Below are 24,855 nucleotides of genomic sequence, written 5' to 3' on the forward strand. Positions count from 1 at the left end.
CGTGATCCGCTCTCCGCGCAGGTTGCGCAACCCGAAGGCCGAGGCGGCGCGGTTCCGCGCACGCGCGTTGATCGGCTTCGTGGTGGTGGTGCTCGCGCTGGGCGGGCTGGCGGCCTGGTATTTCCGCCTCCAGGTGCTCGAGTACAGCGACTATGCGCGCCAGTCCGAGGCCAACCGCGTCAAGCCGCGGCCGGTGGTGCCCGGGCGCGGGCTGATCTACGACCGCAAGGGCAGGATCCTGGCCGACAACGTGCCCGCCTACCGGCTCGAGGTCACCCCGGAGGAAGCCGGCGACACCGATGCCCTGATCGAGGGACTGTCGCGGATCGTCGCGCTCGATCCGACCGACGTGGCCAGGTTCCGCGAGGAACGGCGGGTGAACCGCGGCTTCCGGCCGATCACCCTGAAGCTGCGGGTCGAGGAGCACGAGGCGGCGCGCTTCGCGGTCGACCGCTGGCGCTTTCCCGGCGTCGAGGTGGTGCCCTACCTCAACCGCCGCTATCCCTACGGCGATCTGTTCGCGCACGTGGTCGGCTACGTCGGCCGTACCGACGAAGGCGACGTCGACCGCTACGGCCGCGATCACGTGCTGTTCCCGCACACCGGCCGCACCGGGCTGGAGCGCTCCTACGAGGACCTGCTGCGCGGCGCGATCGGCTACGAGCAGGTCGAGACCAACGTCGAGGGACGGGCGCTGGGGATTCTCGACCGCCAGCCGGCCACGGCGGGCGCCGACCTGCGCCTGAGCATCGACCTGGACCTGCAACAGGCCATGGTCCGCGCCTTCGGCGAGCTGCACGGTTCGGCGGTGGCGGTGGAGCCGGCGACCGGCCAGGTGCTGGGAATGGTGAGCCTGCCCGCGTTCGACCCCAACCTCTTCGTCAACGGCATCTCGCATGCCGATTACCGGCGGCTGATGGACGATCCGGCCAAGCCGTTGTTCAACCGCAACGTGCTCGGCGGCGGCCCCCCCGGGTCGACGATCAAGCCGTTCGTGGCGCTGGCCGGGGTCGACAGCGGCATGCGCCGGCCGGAGGACACGGTGTTCTCGACCGGCGAGTTCTTCATTCCCGGCCAAAGCCGGGGCTACCGCGACGCCGGCGGCGGCGCCGGCCGCGTGGACCTGCGCGACTCGATCTCGCGCTCGATCAACTTCTACTACTACAAGCTCGCCTACGAGATGGGGATCGCGCGCTTCGCCGAGTACATGGAGCGCTACGGCTTCGGCCAGCCGACCGGCATCGACCTGGTCGGCGAGAACGCCGGCGTGGTGCCCTCGCCGCAGTGGAAGGCAGGACGCAGCCCGGAGCCGTGGTATCCGGGAGAGACCGTGATCGCCGGGATCGGCCAGGGCTACTGGATCGCCACCGCGCTGCAGCTGGCGCGCGGCACCGCGGCGATCGCCAACGGCGGCGAGCTGCATCCGCTGCGCCTGGTCGCCGGCGTGCGCAAGGGTTACGACCAGCCCTGGAGCGCGGTCCGCTCGCCATCGCCGCCGCGGATCACCGACAACCCCGCGCACCTGGCGGCGGTGCAGGAGGGCATGGTGGCCACCATCCACGGCCGCGGCACCGCCACGGCCATGGCGCGGGATGCCGACTACACCATGGCCGGCAAGACCGGCACCGCGCAGCGGGTCGGTCGGCGCGGCAACGCCCGCGTCGACCCGCGCTCGCTGCCCTATCACCTGCGCCACCAGGCGCTGTTCATCGGCTACGCCCCGGCCGAAGCGCCGACGATCGCGGTCGCGGTCGTGGTGGAACACGGCGGCTACGGGGGCGTCGCCGCCGCACCGATCGCCCGCAAGATCTTCGATGCCTGGATCCTGGGCGAAGCGCCGGAACCCGAGCAGGAACGGGGCGACGCCGTGGCCGCGAGCGGCGGAGCTGCCCGGGCCCACGGCGCGGTGCCTGCAGGCGAGAGCCAGGGCGCCGCCGGCCGGGCCGGAAGCGTCGCGGCAGCGGTGCGGGAGGCGGGCCTTTGAACGTGATCCTGCGCTGGCTCCTGGATCTGTTCCTGCGCTTCGTCCGCACCCTGGACTGGCCGCTGCTGGCGGCCCTGCTGGCGCTGATGGGGATCGGCCTGGCGGTGCTCTACAGCGCCAGCGGCCAGAGCGCGGCGATGGTGGCGGCGCAGGCCGCGCGCTATGGCGCCGGGCTGGGGGTGATGTGGCTGCTGTCGCGGCTGCCGCCGTTGCGCCTGCGCGGCGTCACCCCCGCGGTCTACGCGGTGTCGCTGCTGCCGCTGCTGTTGGTGCTGTTCATCGGCACCGGCCGGCACGGCCAGCACTGGATCGACCTGGGGGTGTTCTATTTCCAGCCGGCCGAGCTGATGAAGCTGAGCCTGCCGATGATGGTGGCCTGGTATCTCAACCATTTCGGCACGCCGCCGCGGATCCGCGACGTGCTCGCCTGCGGCGCGCTGATCATGCTGCCGACCGGGCTGGTGATGCTGCAGCCGGACCTGGGCACGGCGATGCTGGTGGCGGCCAGCGGGGCGTTCGCGCTGTACCTGGCGGGGCTGTCGTGGTGGTGGTTCGCGGCGGCGGCCGGCGGGCTGGCGGTGGCGGCGCCGGCGGCCTGGTTCTGGCTGCTGATGCCCTACCAGAAGGACCGCCTGCTGACCTTCCTCGACCCCGAGACCGATCCGCTCGGCGCGGGCTGGAACATCATCCAGTCGAAGATCGCGATCGGCGCCGGCGGCTTCTCGGGCCAGGGCTGGGGGCAGGGGACGCAGTCGCACCTCAACTACGTGCCCGAGCACACCACCGACTTCATCTTCGCGGTGCTCAGCGAGGAATTCGGCTGGCTGGGCGTGGTGGCGACGCTGTCGCTGTACCTGTTCATCGTCGGCCGCTGCCTGTGGATCGCCAGCGAGGCGCGCGACGGGTACGCGCGGCTGCTGGCGGGCAGCCTGGGGCTGGCGATGTTCGTCTACGTGATCGTCAACGGCGGCATGATCTCCGGCCTGCTGCCGGTGGTGGGGGTGCCGATGCCGCTGCTCAGCTACGGCGGCACCGCGGCGGTCTCGCTGCTGGCCGGGATGGGCGTGGTGATGTCGGTCCATGCGCACCGGCCGGTGAAGGCCGGCGGCCTGATCTAGGGCCTGCCGGGGGCGGTCTGCTCCGGTCCACCGATGCGGCCGTCCGCGCGCGCGCCGGGCTGCGCGACAGAGCGAGCGTCGGCTGAACGCCGGCGCCGTTGCCGGGGCGCGGGCCGATTTCGCCGTGCTAACCTCCCGGCCGATGAACCGACGCGCCGTGCTTCCGCTGGCTTCGTGCCTGCTCCCGATCGCCTTCGCCGCCTGCGCGACCCAGGCTAGTCCGCCGCCCGCCCAATCCGCGGCACCGGCGCAGCCCGCTGCGGAGCGGCCGCCCGCAAGCGAAAGCGCCGCGCCGGACGCGACCGCGTCGCCGCGCCTGCTGGCGCCGGTCCCGCAGCCGCCGGAGCGCCCGGTGGCGCCGGAACCGGTGACCGATCCGGCGATCCCGCGGGCGCAGCGGATCGAGAACTTCATCGACTACGCCGCGAGCACCTACGGTGTCGACGCCGCCGCGGTGCGCGCCACCCTTGCCGGCGCGCAGGTCCGGCAGAGCATCCTCGAGGCGATGTCGCGCCCGGCCGAGAAAACCCGCACGTGGGCCGAGTACCGGCCGATCTTCGTCAACGACGCGCGCATCTCCGGCGGTCGCGCCTTCTACGCCCAGCACCGCGAGGCGCTCGAGCGGGTGAGCGAGCAGACCGGCGTGCCGGCCGAGTACATCGTCGCGATCATCGGCGTGGAGACCAGCTACGGCCGCATCACCGGCAACTATCGCGTGCTCGATGCGCTGTACACCCTGGCGTTCGATTTCCCCAGGCGGGCGCCGTTCTTCGCCGGCGAGCTGGCACAGCTGTTCGCCCTGGCGGACGAGGAACCGCAACTGGACATTCCCGCACTCAAGGGCAGCTATGCCGGTGCCATGGGCATGGGCCAGTTCATGCCGTCGAGCTACCGGCTGTGGGCCGCCGACGGCGATGGCGACGGGCGCCGCGACCTGCTCACCCACCTGCCGGACGTGTTCGCCTCGATCGCCAACTATTTCGTGGTCCACGGCTGGGAGCGCGGCGGCCCGGTGGTGGCGCGCGCGACCCGCGATCCGGCGGCCGAGGATTTCGTGCCCGACGGGTTCGATCCGGTGCATCCGCTCACCGTCCTGGCCGCGCGCGGCTATCGCCCGCAGCCCGGCGAGCCGGTGGCCGACGGCGCCACCCTGGTCTCCCTCGAGGGCGAGGCCGGTCCCGAGTACTGGCTCGGCTATCGCAATTTCTATGTGATCACCCGCTACAACCGCTCGCCGATGTACTCGCTGGCGGTGCACCAGCTGGCGCAGTCGATCCGCGCAGGGGCCGGGGCCGGGCAGTGAGGAAGGCGGCGGCGCTCGCGCTCGCGATCGTCTTCGCCGCCTGCAGCGGCGCCCCGACCAGGTCCCCGCCACCCGGCGATGCCGTCCGTGCGCCGCCCGAGCCGGCCACCGGCCCCCGCGACCAGCCGAGACGCTCGCCGTACGCGCCCGCGCAGGAGGATCCCTCCAAGCGCGGCGACTACACCGCCGGCGGCCTGTACGCACCGCACATCAGCGACAGCGCCCCCGACTACATCCCCGATGTCGACGCCATTCCCGAACCGGAAGTGGTCGACGAGCCGCGCTCGCCCTACGGCAACCGCTCGCCCTACCGGGTCCTGGGGCGGAGTTACCGGGTGCTGGATCGCCCCGACGGCTTCGTCGAGCGCGGCCGCGCCTCGTACTACGGCAACAAGTTCCACGGCCGCCGCACCTCGAATCTCGAGGTCTACGACATGTACGCCTTCACCGCCGCGCACAAGTCGCTGCCGCTGCCCAGCTTCGCCCGGGTGACCAACCTGGAGAACGGGCGATCGGTGGTGGTGCGGGTCAACGACCGCGGCCCCTTCCACGAAGGCCGGGTGGTGGACCTGAGCTGGGCGGCCGCGGTCAAGCTCGACATGCACCGGGCCGGCACCGCACAGGTGGAGGTGCGCGCGCTGAGCCCCGGCGAGAACGTCAGCCGCGGCCAGGAGGCAGTGGCCAGCAGCGCGCCCACGGCGGCGGCCGCGCCGCCCACGGCGATCGACCGGCTGGTGGAGGCGCTGCCGATCGCGGCCGCCAGCGCCGGCGATCGGCCGGCGCCTGCCCCGGCCGCCGGGGTCGAGCCGGCCCCCGCCGGCGAATGGCGCTTCGACATGATGCGCGACGGCCGGGTCATGACCGCGGACGAGTTCGATGCCTGGATGGTCGAACGCCGGGTGCGGGTGGCGACCGGCCGCCCCGGCACCCCATCGCCGGCCGTGCCCGCCGAGGCCGCGGTGGTCGATCCGGCCCGGGCCGCCGCCACCGCTGCGGCCGAGGTCCCAGCGCCGGGCCAGCGCGGTACCGGCGGGGTCACCCTGCAGGTCGCCGCCTTCGGCGCCCGTTCCAATGCCGAGCGCGCGCTGTCGATGTTGCGGGGCGCCGGCATCGCCGAGGCGCAGCTGGTCGATGGCGCCGCCGGCGGCAAGCCGCTGTGGCGGGTGCGCGTCGGTCCGGTCGATGCAGGCCGTGTCGCCGAGCTGAGCGCGCGGTTCGCCGGGCTCGGCTTCGGCCAGCCGCACGTGGTGCGCGAGTAGACTCTTCGCCCGTCCCCAAACACATGCCGCGGCCAGGGAGTGCCGCGCCAACGGAGTTCCGCTGTCGATGAAACGTTCCGCCGCCCGTCCCGTCCTCGCCGCCGTCCTCGCCTTGGCCGTCTCCATGCTCGGGCTGGCCCTCGCCCAGGCGCCGGCCCCTTCGCAGGACCCGCCGGAGGCGCTCAGCGACGCCCTGCCGACCCCGCCGCCGCCGCCGGTGGTCGGCACGGCCTGGCTATTGATGGACTACGAGACCGGGCAGATCCTGGCCGGCGAGAACGTCGACGAGCGGGTCGAGCCGGCCAGCATCACCAAGGTCATGACCAGCTACGTGGTGGCCGCGGAGATCGCCGCCGGCAAGGTCTCGCCGGACGATCAGGTGATGATGAGCGAGAACGCCTGGCGCAAGGGCGGGGCGATGACCGACGGCAGCTACAGCGGCTTTCCGGTCAACCAGACCGCCAGCCTGCTGGACATGGAGAAAGGCATGGCGGTGCAGTCGGGCAACGACGCCGCGATCGCCCTGGCCGAGCACGTCGCCGGCAGCGAGGCGTCCTTCGCCGCGCTGATGAACGCCTACGCCAAGCGCATCGGGCTGACCGGCAGCAACTTCGTCAATTCGCACGGCCTGTCCGAGGAGAACCACTATTCCACCGCGCGCGACCTGGCGTTGCTAGGCCGCGCCATGATCCGCGACTTCCCCGAGGAATACGCCCACAACAAGGTGAAGCAATTCACCGTGGGCCCGATCACCCAGCGCAACCGCAACCTGCTGCTGTGGCGCGACGACAGCGTCGACGGGATCAAGACCGGTCACCATTCCAAGGCCGGATACTGCCTGCTTTCCTCGGCCAAGCGCGGCGACCAGCGCCTGATCGCGGTGGTGATGGGCTCGACCGGCGAGGCCCAGCGAGCCACCGATTCGCTGGCGCTGCTGAACTGGGGGTTCCGCTTCTTCGAGACCCACAAGCTCTACGACGCCGGCCAGGCCATCACCACCCAGAAGCTGTGGAAGGGCCAGGCCAACGAGCTGCGCCTGGGCCTGGCCGAACCGTTGCTGGTCAGCATGCCGCGCGGCAAGTACCAGCAGCTCAGGCCGACCATGGACGTGCCGCGCACGCTGGTGGCGCCGATCGAGCAGGGCCAGCAGATCGGCACCGTGCGCGTCGCCCTCGACGGCGAGGTGATCGCCGAGCGTCCGCTGGTGGCGCTGGACGCGGTGGAGGAGGCCGGCTTCTTCAAGCGGCTCTGGCACGAGTTCCTGATGTGGTGGAATTCCGACGCGGACTGAATGCGGCCAGCCGCTGCGCACCCTGGGGCGGCGCCAGCATTCGGCCCGACCGTGCCGTGCCGGCGGCGGCTTGGGAAAGCGCCGCGGCGCGCCCATAATCGTTCCATGGTCATCCATTCCGACAACCCCGAGCACGGCTTCCAGTTCCCCGGCGAGTTCGAGATCACCGCGATGGGGCCGGCCAGCGCCGGGCTCGAGACGGAGATCCCGAGCCTGCTGGCCGCGGCCGGGATCACCGTGCTGCACGAGAGCGTCGCCACCCGCGAGTCCAGCGGCGGCCGCTACGTCTCGGTGCGGCTGAGCTTCCGCGCCGGGTCGCGCGAGGAATACGAGACCGCGCACGCGGCGCTGCGCGAACATCCGGAAGTGAAGTGGACCCTGTGAGCCCGGCTCCGCGCGGAGCGCGGGGTTGCCGGTGAGCACGCCCGCCCTGGTCCGCGACCTCGGCCGCCGGCCGTACGAGCCGGTGTGGCGGGCGATGCAGCGCTTCACCGACGCGCGCGACGCCGACACCACCGATGAACTATGGCTGGTCGAGCACGAACCGGTGTTCACCCTCGGCCAGGCCGGCAGACCGGAGCACGTGCTTCTGCCCGGGACGATCCCGGTGCTGCACGTCGACCGCGGCGGCCAGGTGACCTACCACGGCCCGGGCCAGATCGTGGCCTATCCGCTGCTGGACCTGCGCAGGCTGAAGCTCGGCGTGCGCGAGTACGTCGATCGCATCGAGCAGGCGGTCATCGACACTCTGGACGAATGGAACATCGCCGCCGAACGCCGCAGCGGCGCGCCGGGGGTGTACGTGGCCGGGGCCAAGGTCGCCGCGCTCGGCATCCGGGTGCGGCGCGGCTGCACGTTCCACGGGCTCGCCTTCAACGTGGCGATGGACCTCGAACCGTTCCGCCGCATCAACCCCTGCGGCTACGAGGGCCTGCAGGTGACCGCGGTGGCCGACCTGGGCGGCCCGTCCGGCCCGGAGCTGGTCAAGCCGGTGTTGCTGGACCGCCTGGCGCGCCAGTTCGGGCTGGACCTGCGGAGCGCCTCCGGCCCGCCCCGGGACAGTGCCGGCGCGGGGTCCTACAATGGGTCCTCACCCGCGCTCAGCGAACGGCCATGACCTCCCCCGCCGACCGATCCATTCCGTTGCAGGTGGTGCAGCCGGCCACCGCCCAGCCGGGGCGCGAGTCCCTGCAGCCGGGGGTGCGCCAGGTTGCCGGCGACAAGATCGCACGCTCGCCGGTGCAGTTCGCCGACGCCCCGGTGCTGCGCAAGCCGTCGTGGATCCGGGTGCGGATCCCCTCCAACGGCGCGGTCGCGGCGCTGAAGTCCAAGCTGCGCGCCAACCGCCTGGTCACCGTCTGCGAGGACGCCAGCTGCCCCAATATCCACGAGTGCTTCGGCCACGGCACCGCCACCTTCATGATCCTCGGCGACGTGTGCACCCGCCGCTGCAGCTTCTGCGACGTCGCCCACGGGCGCCCGAAGCCGCCCGATCCCGACGAGCCACGGCGGCTGGCCGAGACGGTGGCCGACATGGGGCTGAAGTACGTGGTGGTGACCAGCGTGGACCGCGACGACCTGCGCGACGGCGGGGCGCAGCACTTCGTCGACTGCATCGCCGCCATCCGCGCGCACGCGCCGGGCACCAGGGTCGAGATCCTCACCCCGGATTTTCGCGGCAAGGGGCGCATGGACCGCGCGCTGGAGATCCTCGCCGCCAACCCCCCGGATGTGTTCAACCACAACGTCGAGACGGTGCCGGAGCTGTACCGCAACGTGCGCCCGGGCGCCGACTACCAGTGGTCGCTGACTCTGCTGCGCAAGTTCAAGGCACAGCACCCTGGACTGCCCACCAAGTCGGGGATCATGCTGGGGCTGGGCGAGAACCTGGACCAGGTGCAGGGCACGCTGCGCGACCTGCGCGCGCACGACGTCGACATGATCACCATCGGCCAGTACCTGCAGCCCAGCCCGCACCACCATCCGGTGCTGCGCTACTGGACCCCCGACGAGTTCAAGGCGCTGGAGACCTTCGGCCTGGAACTGGGTTTCGACCACGTGGCCTCGGGGCCGCTGGTGCGCTCCTCCTATCACGCCGACCGCCAGGCGATGGAGGCCGGTGTGGCCGCCTGAGCCGGTGGTCGGCGCGTGCCGCGGCCGTTTCCCCGGCCAAGTCCCGTTCACGTCGGGGCCGCGGCGGCCGGTTAGAGTGGAAATCGCGGTCTCCGGCGCCGGAGTGCAACTTTCGGCACTGTTTGCCGTCCATACCGTGTCCACACATTGCCGGCCGGTCCCAACGGGCCGGTCCCGAGGGTCCAGCAACGCATGAAAGCCCCACGCCTGATTTCCACCGCCCTGATCGCCCTGGCCCTGTCGGTGCCCCTGGGGCTGATGGCGCGGGCCGACGGGGACGGCATCCCCACGTCCCCCGACGCCGACCAGGCGCGCACCTCGAAGCTGGTGCACGGGCTGCTGTCCGACAGCCGTTACGCCTACCGGCCGCGCAAACTCGACCCGGCGATGTCGGCGGACATCTTCGACCGCTACCTCGAGGCCCTGGACCCCACCAAGATGTTCCTGACCGCCGCCGACGTGGCGCGTTTCGAGCGTTATCGCCCGCGGATCGGCGCCGCCATCAGGGAGGGCGAACTCGAGCCCGCCCATGCGATGTTCGCCGTCTACAAGGAGCGGGTGGCCGAACGGGTGGAGCACGTGCGCTGGCTGCTGGAGCGCGACATCTTCGACTTCGAGGGCGAGGACCGCTGGGAATACGACCGCGAAGACGCGCCCTGGGCCGCGGACCAGGCCGAGCTGGACGCCCTGTGGCGCCAGCAGGTACGCAACGACTGGCTGCGCCTGAAGCTGGCCGGACGCGAGCCGGACGAGATCCGCGAGACCCTGGACCGTCGCTACGTCAACCTCGGCACCAACGTCGCCCAGCTGGACGGCGAGGATGCGTTCCAGAGCTTCCTCAACGCCTATACCGCGGCGATCGATCCGCATACCGACTACTTCAACCCCCGCAGCACCGAACTGTTTAACCAGAGCATGTCGCTGTCGCTGGAGGGCATCGGCGCGCAGTTGCAGAAGCAGGACGACGTGGTGGTGATCCGCGAGCTGATCGCCGGCGGGCCGGCCGCGATCAGCGGCAAGTTCAAGCCGGGCGACCGCATCGTCGGTGTCGGCCAGGGCCGGAACGGGCCGATCGAGGACGTGGTCGGCTGGCGCATCGACGACGTGGTCGAGAAGATCAAGGGCCCGAAGGGTACCCAGGTGCAGCTCGACGTGGTGCCCGGATCGGCCAACCTCGACAGCGAGCCGGTGCGCATCGTGCTGACCCGGGCGCGCGTGCGACTCGAGGAGCAGGCCGCCAAGTCCGAGGTCATCACCGTGCCCGACGGCGGCGGCGAAGGCGTCGACAAGCGCGTCGGCGTGATCAAGCTGCCGGCGTTCTACCAGGATTTCCAGGGCCGCCGCAATCGCGACGGCGACTACGCTTCGGCCACCCGCGACGTGGCCCGCATCCTCGGCGAATTCGCCGAGCAGGACATTGACGGCGTGGTCCTGGACCTGCGCAACAACGGCGGCGGATCGCTCAACGAGGCGGTGGAACTGACTGGGCTGTTCATCGATACCGGCCCGGTGGTGCAGGTGCGCGAATCCGGCGGCCGCGTGAGCGTCGAGGGCGACCGCACTTCCGGCGTCGCCTGGGATGGCCCGCTCGCGGTGCTGATCAACCGCGGTTCCGCCTCGGCCTCGGAGATCGTCGCCGGCGCCATCCAGGACTACGGCCGCGGCCTGGTGATCGGCGAGACCACCTTCGGCAAGGGCACGGTGCAGAACCTGGTCGACCTCGACCGCTGGCCCGGCGGCGAGGAGAAGCGCTTCGGCTCGGTCAAGCTGACGGTGGCGCAATTCTTCCTGCCCGGCGGCAGCAGCACCCAGAACCGCGGCGTGGTTCCGGACATCCGTTTCCCGGTCACCGTCGACGCCAGCGAGTTCGGCGAGAGCACCCACGACAACGCGCTGCCGTGGACCCGGATCGCCGCGGTGCCGCACACCCGCTACGGCGATTTCAAGCCGCTGCTGCCGCAGCTCGACGTGCTCCACGAGGCGCGCATCGCCGAGGACCCGGAGTTCAAGTGGTGGGTCGAGGACGTGGAGCAGTTCCGGGCCGAGCGCGACAAGAAGTACGTTTCGCTCAACGAGGCCGAGCGCCGCGCCGAGCGCGAGCGCGAGGACGCCAAGCGCCGCGAGCGCCAGGCGCAGCGACGCGAGCTGGGCCTGCCGCTCGACCCGCTGGCCGAGGACGGCAGCGACGACGGGCTGCAGGCCAACGAGCGCGACGTGGCCCTGGATACCGCGCGCGAAAAGGCCGCCGAGGAGCGCCCGGATCCGCTGCTGCAGGAGTCGGCGGCGATCCTGGCCGATGCCATGCGCCTGCTCGAGGGCAACCGGCAGCTGTCGGCGCAGGTGCTGCCGGAGTCGACCCAGCCCGGCAGCTGGGCGCGCTGAAGACGGCGGCGGCCGCCCATCGGCGGCCGCCGGCGGCACGCAGTGTCGCGTGCGGCGGGGCATGACACGGCGCACGGCGAGGGTAAGATGACGCGCCCGTAGAGCGTCACCCCGCCCCCCGCCCCCATCGGACGCTTCTCCATGAGTGCCGCGCCGTCGCTCGTGTCTCGCCCTGCTACCGCGCTGGCGGTGGCGGGTGCGCTCGCCCTGGTCTACGTGATCTGGGGTTCCACCTACCTCGGGATCCGTTTCGCCCTGGAGGGCGGTTTCCCGCCGCTGCTGATGGCGGGGTTGCGCTTCGTCGCCGCCGGGACGCTGATGTACACGGCGCTGCGGCTGCGCGGGCTGCCCGCGCCCAGCGCCGCGCAGTGGCGCAACTGCACGATCATGGGAGTGCTGCTGCTCGGTGGCGGCAACGGCCTGGTCTGCATCGCCGAGCAGACCGTGTCCTCGGGCATGGCCGCGATCGCGGTCGCCTCGGCGCCGCTGTGGATCGGCCTGTTCGTGACCCTGCGCGGGCAGCGCCCCGGCAGGCTGGAATGGACCGGTCTTGCGATCGGTTTCGTTGGGGTGCTGTGGCTCAATGCCGGCAGCTCGCTGACCGCGACGCCGGTGGGCCTGGTCGCGCTGCTGGTGGCGCCGGTGGCCTGGGCGTTCGGCTCGGTGTGGAGCCGCGGCCGCGACCTGCCTTCGCCGTTCATGACCGCGGCGGCGCAGATGCTCTGCGGCGGCGGCGCGATGCTGCTGCTCGGGCCGCTGCTGGGCGAGCGCTTCGCCGCCATGCCGACGCTGCACGGGACACTGTGGGTCCTGTACCTGATCGGATTCGGCTCGATCGTCGCCTTCACCGCGTACGTCTGGCTGCTGCACCACGTGCGTCCCACGCTCGCCGGCAGCTATGCGTACGTCAATCCGGTGATCGCGGTGGTGCTCGGCGCGTGGCTTGCAGGCGAGCGCTTCACCGCGCACGACATCGGCGCGATGGCGGTGATCCTGTGCGGGGTGGTGGCGATCACCCTGGCGCGGACGCGGCCGCCGAGGCCGGCGGCCCCCGAGCCGGACCCCGCCGCATGAGGGACGCGGCGGGCGAAACGCGCGCCGGGCTCTGGACCGCGGCCGGCGCGTTCGTGCTGTGGGGGCTGATGCCGCTGTACTGGCACCTGCTCAAGGCGGTGCCGTCGTTGCAGATCGTCGCCCACCGGATCCTCTGGAGCACGCTGTTGTTGGTCGCCTGGCTGGCCTGGAAGCGTGGCGGCGGCTGGCTGCGCGCGACCCTCGCGCAGCCGCGGCTGGCGTGGATGCTGGCCCTGAGCGCGATGCTGATCGGCTGCAACTGGGCGCTGTACATCTGGGCGGTCAACGCGGGCCACGTGATCGAGACCAGCCTGGGCTATTTCATCAACCCGCTGCTCAACGTGGTGATCGGGGTGCTGTTCCTGCGCGAGCGCCTGTCGGCGCCGCAGTGGGTCTCGGTGGCGATGGCCGCGGCGGGGGTGCTGTGGCTGACCTTCAACTACGGCAACTTCCCGTGGATCGCGCTGGGGCTCGCGCTGTCGTTCGCGATGTATGGGCTGGTGCGCAAGCTGGCGGCGGTGGAGTCGATCCCCGGGCTCGGGGTGGAAAGCCTGTACCTGCTGCTGCCGGGCCTGGCGCTGCTGCTGTGGGGCGAAACCCACGGGCAGGGCGGGTTCCTCGACGGCTGGGGTGCGGTGCTGGTCGCGCTGCTGGTGTTCGGCGGCGCGCTGACCGCGCTGCCGCTGATCGGATTCGCCTACGCGGTGCGGCGGGTCCCGCTGTCGGTGGTCGGGGTGATGCAGTACATCGCCCCGACCCTGCAGTTCCTGCTCGGGGTGTTCTTTTTCCTGGAGACGTTCGACCGCGAGCGCGCGATCGGCTTCGCCTTCATCTGGGCTGCGCTCGCGGTGTTCGCGTTCGATGGCTGGCGGCGGTCGCGGCGCCGCGCGCTGGCCCCGGTCGCCTGACCGCCGGCACGCCCCGGCCGTCCCCGCCGGGCGCTAGCCGGAGCGCGCCAGCAGCCACAGCAACGCACCGCTTCCGCCGGTGGCGACGGCGACGGTGGCGATCCACCAGCGCCTGGCGCGGCGGCGCAGGCGCGCCACCCGCTCCGCGTGCACCGCGCGGGCCTGCTCGATCAGCGGGCCGGCCCGCGCCTGCGCGCGGGCGGTCGCGGTGGCGCGGTCCATCCGGCCCGAGTCAGCCGCCAGCTCGCCGTCCTCGTAGCACTCGAACACGCGCCGGTGCAGGTCGGCGTAGAGAGCCTCGAGCTCGCGCGCCGACAGGCTCCGCAGGCGCTCGGCGGCGCCGGGGCCGGCGGGCGCGCCGGCGGTCACGCCGCCCGGAGCGCGGTGGTCACCGGCAGCCGCGCCGCGCGCACCGCCGGGAACAGGCCGCCGACGAAACCGATCGCCAGCGCCCACTTCAGGCCGTTCCACAGCAGCCCCGGGGTGACCCGGAACTCGAAGGTCAGCTGGCCCACCCCGCCGGCGAGCGTCGAGGCGGTATAGCCGTTGAACACCAGCCAGGCGATCAGGCCGCCGATCACGCCGCCCACCGCTGCCAGCAGCATGGTTTCCAGCATCACCGCCACCACCACCGGCATGCCGCGGAAACCGATCGCGCGCAGCGTGGCGATCTCGCGCGCACGCGAGGCGACGCTGGCGAACATGGTGTTGAGCGCGCCGAACACCGCGCCGATCCCCATGATCGAGCCGACCACGATGCCGATGATGCGCAGCACCTTGGTCATGCCCTCGGACTGCTTGGCGAAGTACTCGGCGGTGGTGGTGGCCTCCACCTGCAGGCGCGGATCGGCCGCCAGGGTCGCCTTGAACGCGCTGAAGGCGCCCGGATCGGTCAACTGCGCGGTGATCGAATTGCGGCTGCTGCCGCGGCGGTAGGTCGCCGCCACGATCTCGGCATCGGCCCACATTTCCGAGTCCATCGCATCGCCGGACTCGAACACCCCGGCCACGGTCCACACGTCGCTGCCCAGGCGCACCTCGCTGCCGGGGTCGAGGCCCAGGAACTGCCGGCGCGCGCCGGTACCGACCACCAGCTCGCGGCGGCCCGGTTCGAAGTCGCGGCCCTCGACGATGCGCATCGCCGGCCGCACCTTCCAGGCTTCGGGGCCGACGCCGCGCAGCTGCACGCTGCCGTCCTCACCGGATGCGCCGCCACGGATCGGCAGGTTCGCGGCGACCACGATCTCGGCCGATGCCAGCGGCCGGCCTTCGGCGTCGCGCGCGATCTCCGGCGCCTGCATCACCGCCAGCACCGCCTCGCGCTCGAGCACCGACATCACCTCGGCGGCGGAGCCGCCGCGCAACACCATCGCGGTCTCCTCGTTGCCGGTGCTGCTCAGCGTTTCGCGATAGCCCTCGGCCATCGCCAGCAGCGCCACCAGCACCGCCACCACCCCGGCGATGCCGATCACGATCACGGAGGAGGCGGCCAGGCGCTGCGGCAGGGTGCTGATGCCGACGTTGGTGACCGAGCCGGCCTGGCGGCCGCTGCGGGTCAGCAGCATCCACAGCGCCAGCGCCGCGCCGAGCGCTAGCAGGCCCGGCCACGGCAGGAACGACCAGACCGCCAGCCCCGCCAGCACCACCAGGGCCATCGCGCAGCCGAACAGGAAGGATTTGAACTTGCCCATGTGCGTGTCCTCTCAGCGGCCGGCCAGTGCGTCGACGATGTTCAGGCGCATCCCGCGCAGGGCCGGCAGCGCGCCCACCAGCAGCCCGATCGCCACCATCAGGCCGAGCCCCAGCAGCCAGCTCTGCAGGCCGATCGGCGGCAGGCTGATCACCCCGCCGCTGGCGGAGGTGACGATCGGGCTCAGCACGGCGGCCAGACCCAGGCCGAGCACGCCGCCGATCAGCACCAGCAGCACCGACTCGGCCAGCACCATCGCCAGCACGCTGGTGCTGGAAAAACCGATGGTCTTGAGCACCGCCAGTTCCGAGGTCCGTTCGCGCACCGCCTGCGCCATGGTGTTGCCGGTCAGCAGCAGCAGGGTGAAGAACACCGCGCCCATGATCGAGCCCACGATCAGGCCGATGTCCGCCATCTGCTTGAGCTGCGAGGCGAACGCCGCCTGCTCGGTCATGGTCTTGGTCTCGTCGGGCGAGTTGGCCGACAGCGCGTCGATCGCCCTGGCGGCGCGGTCGGCCTGGCGAACGTCGCCGACGCGGCTGACGTACCAGCCGACGTCGCCGTCCACGTAGGGGGTCGATTCCTCGAAATAGTCCCAGCGCAGCAGCAGCAGGCTGTCGTTGAACCCGGCGCTCTTCTCGTCGCGCGAACGCAGGATGCCGACGATGTCGAACTCCCAGTTCAGGCTGCCGTCGCTGTTGGGAAAGATGGTCGACTGCAGCGGGATGCGGTCGCCCACCTTCCAGTCGAAGCGCCGGGCCAGGTCCTGGCCGACCAGGATGCCGGTGCGGGTGTTCGCGAACGCCTGGCGCTCCTCTGCGCTCACCTCGATCTCGGGGTAGAGGTCGAGATAGTTCTCGGCGACCGCGAAGCTGAAGATCTGGTTGCGGGGATCCTGGTAGGCGCCGCCGAACCAGTTGGCGTAGGTCACCGCTTCGATGTTCTCGACCTGGGCGATGCGCGGGCCCAGCGACAGCGGCAGGGTCTCGATGAACGAGAGCCGCGAGCTGGTCTGCAAGCGCTGGGCGCCGTCGGCGTTCTGGCCGAGCTGGGCGAAGCTGGTGCGGATGCCGTCGAGCATGCCGAACAGCAGGAACGCCGCCACGATCGAGGCCAGGGTGAGGAAGGTGCGGGTCTTGCGCCGGAACAGCGCCGCCCAGACCAGGTGCAGGTATTTCATGCCGGCATCTCCGGGTCAGGCGGCCTGGGCCGGGGCCTGGACCAGGGTGCCCTTGTCCAGGTGCAGGGTGCGGGAGGCGTGTTCGGCGGCCTTTGGGTCGTGGGTGACCATGACGATGGTCTTGCCGTGCTCGCGGTTGAGGGTCTGCAGCAGGCCGAGGATCTCTTCGGCCGACTGGCGGTCGAGGTCGCCGGTTGGCTCGTCGCAGATCAGCAGGGTGGGATCGGAGACGATCGCGCGGGCGATCGCCACGCGCTGCTGCTGGCCGCCCGAAAGTTCCATCGGCTTGTGCCGGGTGCGATCGGCCAGGCCGACCAGGGTCAGGGCGATCTCGGCGTTGCGCTTGCGCTGCGCACCGCCCAGCTTGGTGAGCAGCAGCGGCAGTTCGACGTTCTTCTGCGCGGTCAGCGCCGGCATCAGATTGTAGAACTGGAACACGTAGCCGACGTTGCCGCTACGCCAGGCGGACAGCTGCCCGGCGCCCATCCGGTCGATGCGTTCGCCGGCGACCTCGATCTCGCCGGCAGTGGGCGTGTCCAGTCCCCCGATCAGGTTCAGCAGGGTGGTCTTGCCGGAGCCGGACGGGCCCATCAACGCGACGAAGTCGCCGGCCCCGATCTCCAGGTCGATGCCGTGCAGGACCTCGATCTTCTCGGGGCCGCGCTGGTAGGTCTTGGTCAGGTTGCGGATCGAAACCAGGGATGTCATTGGCATTGCCTCGTGGTCTGCGGGAGCGGCCGTCGCCCGGCCTGCAGTTGCCTGTGCATGGTTCGCGCAGGCGGTTGGAATGTCACGGCCGTGGCGCAACGCCGCGCCGCCGGCCCTACTGCGGTGCGATGCGGATCCTGTCGCCGTCGGCCAGGTCGGCGGGCGGGTCGAGCACCACCTCGTCGCCGGGCGCCAGCCCCGAGAGCACCTCGCGCTGCGCGCCGGCGCCGCCCGCGACCTGCAGCACGCGCCGCTCCACCCGGTCCTCGCCGGCCAGCGCGAACGCGACCGTGTCGCCGTCGCGCTCCACCACCGCCGCGGCCGGAACCCGCAGGGTGCGGCGCTGCGCCTCGCCCTCGGGGCGCGCCTGCTCCAGGAAGCTCACCGAGGCACCCATGTCCGGCACGATGCGCGGGTCCTTCTCCTTCAGCGCGACGCGCACCTTCACCGTCGCCTTGCCGCGGTCGGCGGTGGGGACGATGGCGATCACCTCGGCGGGGATCTTCCAGTCCGGGTAGGCGTTGAGCGTCGCTTCGACCGCCATCCCCGGCTTCACCCGGCCGATGTATGCCTCGCCCACGTCGACCTCGATCTCCAGCGAATCCATGTCCACCACGGTGCCGATGCCGGTGCGGGTGAAGCCGCCGCCGGCCGACAGCGGCGAGACGATCTCGCCCGGCTGCGCCGCCTTCGCCACCACCACGCCGTCGAACGGCGCGCGCACCACGGTGTTGTCGACCCCGATGTCGGCGATCTTCAGCTGGTCGCCGGCGACCTCGACGTTGCGTTGCGCCGACGCCAGCTGCGCGCGCAGCGAATCGCGCTGCGCCACCGCCTGCTCGTACTGCGAGCGCGACACCAGCTGCTGCTCCACCAGCGCCGCCAGCCGGCGGGCGTTGGCTTCGGCCTCGGTCAGCTGCGCCTGCACGTTGCCGACCTGGGTGCGCGCCGCGGCGAGCTGGGCCGCGGTCAGGCTGCGCTGGGCGTCGGCATCGACCGGGTCCAGGGTGGCCATCACCTGCCCCTCCTCGACCTCCATGCCTTCCTCGATCAGCACCTCGCGCACCCGTCCGGTGATCTTGGCGGAAACCGTGGCCATGCGCCGGGCCACCACGTAGCCGCTGGCATCGAGCACCGAGGTGCCCGCGCCGCCGCCGCTGGCGACCACCGGCGCGGTGCGCACCTCGACGCCGCGGTCGCGGGCGAACAGCGCCCACGCGGCCAGGGCCACCACCAGCAGCGCCACGACCGCGGCGATCGCGATCCACAGGCCACGCCGCGAAGGCGGCGGGCCGGGCTTGCGGTCGATGCGCAGTTCCTTGAGCAGATCGGCTTGGCTGTTCATGGCATTCGTGACGGAGGAGGCGGTGCGAGTGTGACTGCGGGCGATGCCGCGGTCAGCGGCCGGAAGTCATCGATTCGACGGAAGCGGCTGGCGGCACCGGCACAGGCTGACCCGAATACCGGCCGCGGTCACCTGACGGATGTCACCGGCTTTTGCTGATCCCGGCCACTGCCGGCGCCAGCCCCCGGAGCCGAGGATGGCCGCATTCGGGCACGAGGGCAAGCAACGATGACGGACCATGATCCGATGCTGGCGCAGCTGAGCGCGGCCGTGAAACGCTATGGCGGAACCTGCGCGCTCGACGGCGCCGACCTCTCGCTGCGCGCCGGGGAGGTGGTGGCACTGCTCGGCGCCAACGGCGCGGGCAAGAGCACGGCGGTCGGCCTGCTGCTGGGGCTGCTGCAGCCCGACGCCGGCGCGGCGCGCCTGTTCGGGATGCCGCCTGCAGCGCTGGCGGCACGCCGCGGCGCCGGGGTGATGCTGCAGGCGGCGGGCATTCCGGCCACGCTGCGCGTCGGCGAACTGCTGCAGCTGACCCGGAGCTACTATCCGGCACCGCGCAGCATCGCCGATTGCGTCGCCCTGGCCGGCCTGGACGGACTGCTCGGGCGCAGGTACGGCACGCTCTCCGGCGGCCAGCAGCGGCGCGTGCAGTTCGCGCTGGCGATCTGCGGGCGGCCGCGGCTGCTGTTCCTCGACGAGCCGACCACCGGGCTGGACATCCAGGCGCGCGAACGGGTCTGGCGCGCGGTGCGCGAGCTGGTAGGGGAGGGCAGCGCGGTCCTGCTGACCACCCATTATCTCGAGGAAGCCGAGGCCCTGGCCGACCGCGTGGTGATGCTCGATGCCGGCCGCGTCGCCGCGGAGGGCAGCGTGGCGCAGATTCGCGCGCGGGTGGTGCAGCAGCGGATCCGCTGCGTCACCGCGCTCGATGCGGGCGTTGTCGCACGCTGGCCCGAAGTGCGCAGCGCGGAGCGCAAGGGCGACACCCTCGAGATCGTGACCGCGGCGGCCGAGGCGGTGGTTCGGCGGCTGCTCGACGAGGACCCGCGGCTGGATGGGCTCGAGGTGCGCCGCGCCGGTCTCGCCGAGGCCTTCCTGGCACTCGGTCGCGAACCCTTGCCGGAGGCCGCCTGATGAACGCCCATGCCCGCTCCATGCGCCGGGCCGTGGCTGCGCCGCGCTGGCGCAGCTACGCCCTGGAGGCGCGCTGCGAGTTCCTGCGCCTGCTGCGCGAGCCGATGTACGTGCTGCCGACGCTGCTGTTCCCGGCGCTGTTCTATCTGCTGTTCGCGGTGCTGCTGGGTGGCGGCCGCGGCCCCGCCGGCGCACAGCTGCTCGCCAACTACGGCGCGTTCGGCGTGATCGGCGCCGGGCTGTTCGGCTTCGGGGTCACCACCGCGATCGACCGGCAGCAGGGCTTTCTCCAGCTCAAGCGCGCGCTGCCGGTGCCGCCCGGCGCCTGGCTGATAGCGAGGATGGCGATGGCGATGCTGTTCGCGGCGATGGTCTCGCTGCTGCTGATGGCGCTGGCGGCCCTGGTCGCGGGGGTGGGGTTGCCGGCCGGCGACTGGCTGCTGCTGCTGGCGGTGAACGTGGCCGGCGTGCTGCCGTTCTGCGCCCTGGGGATGTACCTCGGAGCGCTGGTCGGTGGCAACGCGGCGCCGGCGCTGATCAACCTGCTGTTCCTGCCGATGGCGTTTCTGTCCGGCCTGCTGCTGCCGCTGGCGGTGCTGCCCGCTGCGCTGGCGACGATGGCGCCGGCCTGGCCCGCCTACCACCTCGGCCAGGTGGCGCTGAAGGTCGTCGGCGGCGATGCCGGCGGCAGCCTGTGGCTGCACCTGGCGGTGCTGGCGCTGGTCGCGCTCGCGTTCTTCCTGCTCGCGCGCCGGCGCCTGGCCGTCGCGGGCTGACCCATCGCGAGGCGCTTGGCGCCATGAGGGAAACGACATGACCAACCGACTGATCGAATTCAGCGCCGTCGCCGCCCTGGTGGCGGTCATCGTCCTCGCCGTCGTGCAGGGGCACGCCGGCGGCAGTGCTGCGCCGCTGGAGCCAGGCGGCAACAGCTTCGCGGTCCGGGACGTGCGCGTGTTCGACGGCACGCGCGATCTGGGGGTCGTCACCGTGGTGGTACGCGACGGGGTGATCCGCCAGGTGGCGACCGACGCGATCGTGCCCGATGGCCTGGCCGAGATCGACGGCGGCGGCCGGACCCTGCTGCCCGGGCTGATCGACGCGCACGTGCACGCCTGGGGCGAAGCGCGGCGCGACGCCGCGCGCTACGGCGTCACGACCATGCTGGACATGCACGGCATGGCCGATCGCCTGCCGGGCCTGCGCGCCCAGCGCGAATCGCTGGGCGACGTCGGCCAGGCCGACCTGTGGGCGGCCGGCTACGCGGTCACCGCTCCGGAAGGGCACGGTACCCAGTACGGATTTCCGGTGCCCACGTTCGGTCCGCAGACCGATGCCGAGGCGTTCGTCGCCGCACGCATCGCCGAAGGCGCCGACTACATCAAGCTGATCGTCGAGGATCTCGGCGCGCACGGCGGCGAGCGCCGCCTGGACACGCTCGCGCCTGATCAGGTGGAGGCGGTGATCGCCGCCGCGCACGCGGCGAACAGGAAGGCGGTGGTGCACGTTTCCGCGCAGGAGGACGCCCGCCGCGCCATCGACGCCGGCGCCGACGGCCTGGTGCACGTGTTCATCGACGCCGTCGCCGATCCCGACTTCGTCGCCAGCGCCCGGGCACGCGGCGCCTTCGTGGCGCCGACACTGTCGGTGCTGGCGTCGTTCGCCGGCGAGGGCATCGGCGCCGGGCTGGCCGCCGATCGGGCATTGAGCCTGGGGCTGACGGCGGAACAGCGCGCCAGCCTCGACGCCGGGATTCCCCGGGCGTCCGGCGATGGCGCGCGGATCGAGCGTGCCATGGAAAGCGTGCGCAGGCTGCACGCCGCCGGCGTGCCGATCCTTGCCGGCACCGACGCACCCAACCCGGGCACTGCGCACGGCATCAGCATGCATGGCGAACTGGAGCTTCTGGTGCGCGCCGGCCTGTCGCCGCGCCAAGCGCTGGCGGCGGCCACCTCGCGGCCGGCGCACCACTTCGGACTGGGCGACCGCGGCCGGATCGCGCCGGGCATGCGTGCCGACCTGGTGCTGGTCGAGGGGAATCCGCAGGCGGAAATCACGGCGACCCGCGCAATCGTGGAGGTGTGGAAGAACGGTTACGCGATCCAGCGCGATCCCCGCGCCGCGAGCGCGCAGGGGGTTGCCGTGCCGTCGGCATCGCTGGTCAGCGACTTCGACGGCGGCGAGATCGCGGCGGCGTTCGGCGGCTGGGAGCCGACCACGGACCGGATCGCCGGAGGGGCCTCGGTAGCCGAACACAGGATCGTCGCGGGCGGGGCCGGCGATTCGCGCGGCGCGCTGGCGGTCACCGGCGAGGTTCGCCCGGGATTCGCGTTTCCCTGGGCCGGGGTGATGTTCTGGCCTGGCGGCGAGCCGATGCAGGCGGTCGACCTGTCTGGAAGGAGCGAGCTGGTATTCCGCGTCCGCGGCGATGGGCGCCACTACCGCGCGATGCTGTTCTCGGGTCCCTCGATGCAGGGGATGCCGGCGATGCTGGGGTTTCGTGCCGGCGAGGAGTGGAGCGAGGTCCGCCTGCGACTGGAGGATTTCGCCGGCGCCGATCTCTCGCTGCTGCGCGGGATCGCGTTCACCGCCGGGGATCCCGCCGGTGAATTCGGGTTCCTGCTCGACGACGTCGAGCTGCGTTGAAGCGGTGGCATGATGCCGGAATGAACCACGTCCGGCTCCCGCGATGGCTGCGTCCGGCCCCCGATTCGGCGGTCGGAGAAGCCATGCGCCTGGGCAAGTCGCCGTGGATCGACGCGGTCCACGTGCTCTGGTCGGCCTGGATCTTCATCACCCCGGCATTCGCCCCGTACGGCTACGACCTGCGCTGGCTGCTGCTGACCCTGACGTCGTACCCGATGTTCCTGCTGCTTTATGCGCGGGTCCTGCTGGCGCCGGCGCGCAGCGCGCACCGCTACGCGCTGGCGATGGTCGTCATGAGCCTGGCGTTGCTGCCCTGGTATCCGGCCAGCCTGAGCTATTTCGTGTTCGGCTGCGTGCTGCTGCAGCCGCAGCGGATGCGCGCGCTGCTGGCGTATCTCGGGATGGTGCTGGCGCTCAATGCCATCCTGATCGGCTGGGCGCTGTGGCTCGGCTACCCGTGGCGGATGCTGCTGTGGATGCCGCTGGTCACGGGGATCGTCGGCGTCATCATCCATGTCGAACGCATCGGGCAGCGCAAGGACCGCGCGCTCAAGCTGTCCCACGACGAGGTGCGGCGGCTGGCCGCCACCGCCGAGCGCGAGCGCATCGGCCGCGACCTGCACGACCTGCTGGGCCATACCCTGTCGATGGTGGCGCTGAAATCGGATCTCGCCGCCCGTCTGGTGGCCCGCGACCCGGATGCGGCGCGCGCCGAGATCGAACAGGTCGCGCGCGGCGCCCGCGACGCGCTGGCGCAGGTGCGGCGCGCGGTCAGCGGCATCCGCGCCGCCGGCATCGCCGCGGAGCTGGCGTCGGCGCGGCTGCTGCTGGAGACCGACGGGGTGGCGTTCGGCTACCGCCTCGACGGCGACGCCGGCGGTGCGACGCTGCCGCACGGAGTCGAGACGGCGCTGGCGCTGACCGTGCGCGAAGCGGTCACCAACATCCAGCGTCACGCGCGCGCCAGCCACGCCGAGGTGCGCCTGGCGCTGGAGGACGGCGAGGCGGTGCTGCACATCGTCGACGACGGCCGCGGCGGCGCCATCGTCCCGGGCAACGGCCTGGCGGGGATGCGCGAGCGGCTCGAGGCGGAGCACGGACGCCTGCGGATAGAGGCGGCGCCGGGCGGCGGCACCCGGATCGAGGCGCGCGTGCCGCTCGGCGCGCGCGCTCCCGGGACCGCTTGAACGAGGGCCGGCCGTGCCGCGCGGGTGGGCGGCGACGCGTGCCGGCTGCGCTCTGCTATGTTGCGCCGATGCGCCGCCCGTGCCCGCAACGTCCATGATTCGCGTGCTGCTCGCCGAGGACCAGGCGCTGGTGCGGGGTGCGCTGTCAGCACTGCTGGGACTGGAGCAGGACATCGAGGTGGTCGGCGCCTGCGCCGACGGCGAGAACGCCTGGCGCGAGCTGCAGCGGCTGCAGCCGGACGTGCTGGTGACCGACATCGAGATGCCGGGACTGAGCGGGCTGGAACTCGCGCAGCGCATCCACCGCCACGAGCTGCCGGTGAAGGTGGTGATCGTGACCACGTTCGCCCGGCCGGGCTTCCTGCGCCGCGCGCTCGATGCCGGGGTCCTGGGCTACCTGCTCAAGGACGCCCCGGCCGAGGAGCTGGCCGAGGCGCTGCGCAAGGTCCACCGCGGTGGTCGTGCGCTGGATCCGCAACTGGCGCTCGAAGCGTGGTCGGAAGCGGACCCGCTCAGCGATCGTGAGCGCCAGGTGCTTCGCCTGGCCGGCGAGGGGCGGTCGGCGGGCGAGATCGCCGGCCAGCTGCGGCTGTCGCAGGGCACCGTCCGCAACTACCTGTCCGAGGCGATCGGAAAACTCGGGGTGGCCAACCGCATCGAGGCCTACCGGCTGGCGCGGCAGAAGGGGTGGCTGTAGGCAGCGCCGCCGCGGCACTGGATGGCGCCGTGGACCCGGAGTAGGCTCGGCTGCGTCGCCTGCCGCACCCGGGGAGGGAGTATGGACACGACGAAACCGCCGGCCACGTTGTGGATGGTCGCCGCGGCCGCGCTGGTCTGGAACCTGATCGGCGTGGCCATGTTCTTCCTGCAGACCAACCTCGGCCCGGAAGGGATTGCGGCCCTGCCGCCGGAACAGCAGCAGGTCTACGCGGCGATGCCGGCCTGGCTGGATATCCCGTATGGGATCGCGGTGTTCGGCGGGGTGCTGGGCTCGATCGCCCTGCTGCTGCGACGGCGCTGGGCGGTGGCCATGTTCGCCGTCTCGCTGCTGGCGGTGCTGGTGCAGATGGCGGGCGTCTATGCGCTCACCCCTGCCTGGGAGGTCTCCGGTGCGGCAGGGCTGCCGATGGCGCTGCTGGTCCTGGCCCTCGCCGGCTTCCTGCTCTGGTACGCGCGCCGGGCCGCCGCGCGCGGCTGGCTACGCTGACCGCGCGCCTCGACATCACGGCCAGGGCCGGGGGGCGGTAAACTGGCGGCCTGTCCCGCCCGGTTTCCCGATCATGTCCGCAGCCGCCCCCAGCTCAGAGCAAGCCAACGCGCGCCAGCGCTACGAGGTCCGCCGCGCCGAACTGCCGCTGAGCTGCCCGCTGCCGGCGATGGCGCTGTGGAATTCGCACCCGCGCGTGTACCTGCCGATCGAGGCCGAGGGCGGCCAGTCCGATTGCCCGTATTGCGGCGCCCATTTCGTGCTGGTCGACTGACCGGGGCGCGGCGGCGCCCGCCGCCGCCG

General features: G+C 72.0%; 23 protein-coding genes. 18 read left to right on the forward strand and 5 right to left on the reverse strand.

The features are described 5' to 3' along the window. Position 1 precedes the first annotated feature (1 nt). From mrdA to rarD, 11 genes are all read left to right on the forward strand, one after another. Entirely contained in the window at positions 2 to 1,984 is a 1,983-nt protein-coding gene (gene mrdA, locus QFW77_RS17120) for a penicillin-binding protein 2 (RefSeq protein WP_280576021.1), read from the forward strand. Next, positions 1,981 to 3,102 (forward strand): rod shape-determining protein RodA, encoded by a 1,122-nt coding sequence (gene rodA / locus QFW77_RS17125; protein ID WP_280576022.1) that lies wholly within the window; start codon positions 1,981 to 1,983, stop codon positions 3,100 to 3,102. Before mrdA ends, rodA begins: the two co-directional genes overlap by 4 nt. 142 nt (positions 3,103 to 3,244) lie before the next feature. Continuing rightward, entirely contained in the window at positions 3,245 to 4,405 is a 1,161-nt protein-coding gene (gene mltB / locus QFW77_RS17130) for a lytic murein transglycosylase B (RefSeq protein ID WP_280576023.1), read from the forward strand. After that, the gene (locus QFW77_RS17135) at positions 4,402 to 5,664 is read left to right on the forward strand and encodes a septal ring lytic transglycosylase RlpA family protein (RefSeq protein WP_280576024.1); all 1,263 of its coding nucleotides are present in this window, start codon (positions 4,402 to 4,404) and stop codon (positions 5,662 to 5,664) included. The genes mltB and QFW77_RS17135 overlap by 4 nt, the downstream gene beginning before the upstream one ends. 67 nt (positions 5,665 to 5,731) lie before the next feature. Beyond that, positions 5,732 to 6,955, forward strand: a complete 1,224-nt coding sequence (locus QFW77_RS17140) for a D-alanyl-D-alanine carboxypeptidase family protein (protein WP_425603372.1) — start codon at positions 5,732 to 5,734, stop codon at positions 6,953 to 6,955. Between the two features lie 105 nt (positions 6,956 to 7,060). Continuing rightward, positions 7,061 to 7,339, forward strand: coding sequence for a DUF493 family protein (locus QFW77_RS17145; protein ID WP_280576025.1), 279 nt, complete (start codon positions 7,061 to 7,063; stop codon positions 7,337 to 7,339). A 25-nt stretch (positions 7,340 to 7,364) separates the two neighbouring features. Further along, the gene (gene lipB, locus QFW77_RS17150; protein ID WP_280576026.1) at positions 7,365 to 8,072 is read left to right on the forward strand and encodes a lipoyl(octanoyl) transferase LipB; all 708 of its coding nucleotides are present in this window, start codon (positions 7,365 to 7,367) and stop codon (positions 8,070 to 8,072) included. Continuing rightward, positions 8,069 to 9,088: a lipoyl synthase gene (gene lipA / locus QFW77_RS17155; protein ID WP_280576027.1), complete on the forward strand. Its 1,020-nt coding sequence runs from the start codon at positions 8,069 to 8,071 to the stop codon at positions 9,086 to 9,088. The genes lipB and lipA overlap by 4 nt, the downstream gene beginning before the upstream one ends. 192 nt (positions 9,089 to 9,280) lie before the next feature. Further along, positions 9,281 to 11,470, forward strand: coding sequence for a carboxy terminal-processing peptidase (locus QFW77_RS17160; protein WP_280576028.1), 2,190 nt, complete (start codon positions 9,281 to 9,283; stop codon positions 11,468 to 11,470). 141 nt (positions 11,471 to 11,611) lie between these two features. After that, positions 11,612 to 12,544, forward strand: a complete 933-nt coding sequence (yedA, locus tag QFW77_RS17165; protein ID WP_280576029.1) for a drug/metabolite exporter YedA — start codon at positions 11,612 to 11,614, stop codon at positions 12,542 to 12,544. Next, positions 12,541 to 13,452 (forward strand): EamA family transporter RarD, encoded by a 912-nt coding sequence (gene rarD, locus QFW77_RS17170; protein ID WP_280576030.1) that lies wholly within the window; start codon positions 12,541 to 12,543, stop codon positions 13,450 to 13,452. The genes yedA and rarD overlap by 4 nt, the downstream gene beginning before the upstream one ends. A 33-nt stretch (positions 13,453 to 13,485) precedes the next feature. On the opposite strand, the gene QFW77_RS17175 is transcribed toward rarD, so the two are convergent. The 5 genes from QFW77_RS17175 to QFW77_RS17195 all read right to left on the reverse strand — a co-directional run bounded on the left by QFW77_RS17175 (position 13,486) and on the right by QFW77_RS17195 (position 18,375). Then, positions 13,486 to 13,821, reverse strand: coding sequence for a hypothetical protein (locus QFW77_RS17175; RefSeq protein ID WP_280576032.1), 336 nt, complete (start codon positions 13,819 to 13,821; stop codon positions 13,486 to 13,488). Continuing rightward, complete coding sequence (locus QFW77_RS17180) at positions 13,818 to 15,143, reverse strand: ABC transporter permease (RefSeq protein ID WP_280576033.1); 1,326 nt, start codon at positions 15,141 to 15,143, stop codon at positions 13,818 to 13,820. The genes QFW77_RS17175 and QFW77_RS17180 overlap by 4 nt, the downstream gene beginning before the upstream one ends. A gap of 12 nt (positions 15,144 to 15,155) precedes the next feature. After that, positions 15,156 to 16,322 carry an ABC transporter permease gene (locus QFW77_RS17185; protein ID WP_280576034.1) on the reverse strand — a complete coding sequence of 389 codons (1,167 nt, stop codon included), beginning with the start codon at positions 16,320 to 16,322 and terminating at the stop codon, positions 15,156 to 15,158. A gap of 15 nt (positions 16,323 to 16,337) precedes the next feature. After that, on the reverse strand, positions 16,338 to 17,030 hold the full coding sequence (locus QFW77_RS17190; protein WP_280576035.1) for an ABC transporter ATP-binding protein: 693 nt from the start codon (positions 17,028 to 17,030) through the stop codon (positions 16,338 to 16,340). A 115-nt stretch (positions 17,031 to 17,145) separates the two neighbouring features. Continuing rightward, the gene (locus QFW77_RS17195) at positions 17,146 to 18,375 is read right to left on the reverse strand and encodes an efflux RND transporter periplasmic adaptor subunit (RefSeq protein WP_280576036.1); all 1,230 of its coding nucleotides are present in this window, start codon (positions 18,373 to 18,375) and stop codon (positions 17,146 to 17,148) included. A gap of 228 nt (positions 18,376 to 18,603) precedes the next feature. Between QFW77_RS17195 and QFW77_RS17200 the strand changes: the two genes are divergently transcribed. From QFW77_RS17200 to QFW77_RS17230, 7 genes are all read left to right on the forward strand, one after another. Then, positions 18,604 to 19,512 carry an ABC transporter ATP-binding protein gene (locus QFW77_RS17200; RefSeq protein ID WP_280576037.1) on the forward strand — a complete coding sequence of 303 codons (909 nt, stop codon included), beginning with the start codon at positions 18,604 to 18,606 and terminating at the stop codon, positions 19,510 to 19,512. After that, positions 19,512 to 20,288: an ABC transporter permease gene (locus tag QFW77_RS17205; RefSeq protein ID WP_280576039.1), complete on the forward strand. Its 777-nt coding sequence runs from the start codon at positions 19,512 to 19,514 to the stop codon at positions 20,286 to 20,288. The genes QFW77_RS17200 and QFW77_RS17205 overlap by 1 nt, the downstream gene beginning before the upstream one ends. Positions 20,289 to 20,325: 37 nt before the next feature. Then, positions 20,326 to 22,158, forward strand: coding sequence for a CIA30 family protein (locus QFW77_RS17210; protein ID WP_280576040.1), 1,833 nt, complete (start codon positions 20,326 to 20,328; stop codon positions 22,156 to 22,158). An 83-nt stretch (positions 22,159 to 22,241) separates the two neighbouring features. Beyond that, a complete protein-coding gene (locus QFW77_RS17215; protein ID WP_280576041.1) occupies positions 22,242 to 23,345 on the forward strand; it encodes a sensor histidine kinase in 1,104 nt (367 codons plus the stop codon). 94 nt (positions 23,346 to 23,439) lie between these two features. Continuing rightward, complete coding sequence (locus QFW77_RS17220) at positions 23,440 to 24,042, forward strand: response regulator (RefSeq protein ID WP_280576042.1); 603 nt, start codon at positions 23,440 to 23,442, stop codon at positions 24,040 to 24,042. An 81-nt stretch (positions 24,043 to 24,123) separates the two neighbouring features. Further along, positions 24,124 to 24,552: a hypothetical protein gene (locus QFW77_RS17225; RefSeq protein WP_280576043.1), complete on the forward strand. Its 429-nt coding sequence runs from the start codon at positions 24,124 to 24,126 to the stop codon at positions 24,550 to 24,552. Between the two features lie 73 nt (positions 24,553 to 24,625). After that, complete coding sequence (locus tag QFW77_RS17230) at positions 24,626 to 24,826, forward strand: zinc-finger domain-containing protein (RefSeq protein ID WP_280576044.1); 201 nt, start codon at positions 24,626 to 24,628, stop codon at positions 24,824 to 24,826. The last annotated feature ends 29 nt before the right edge of the window (positions 24,827 to 24,855 follow it).

Source organism: Luteimonas endophytica (assembly GCF_029887875.1).
Classification (GTDB): Bacteria; Pseudomonadota; Gammaproteobacteria; order Xanthomonadales; family Xanthomonadaceae; genus Luteimonas; species Luteimonas endophytica.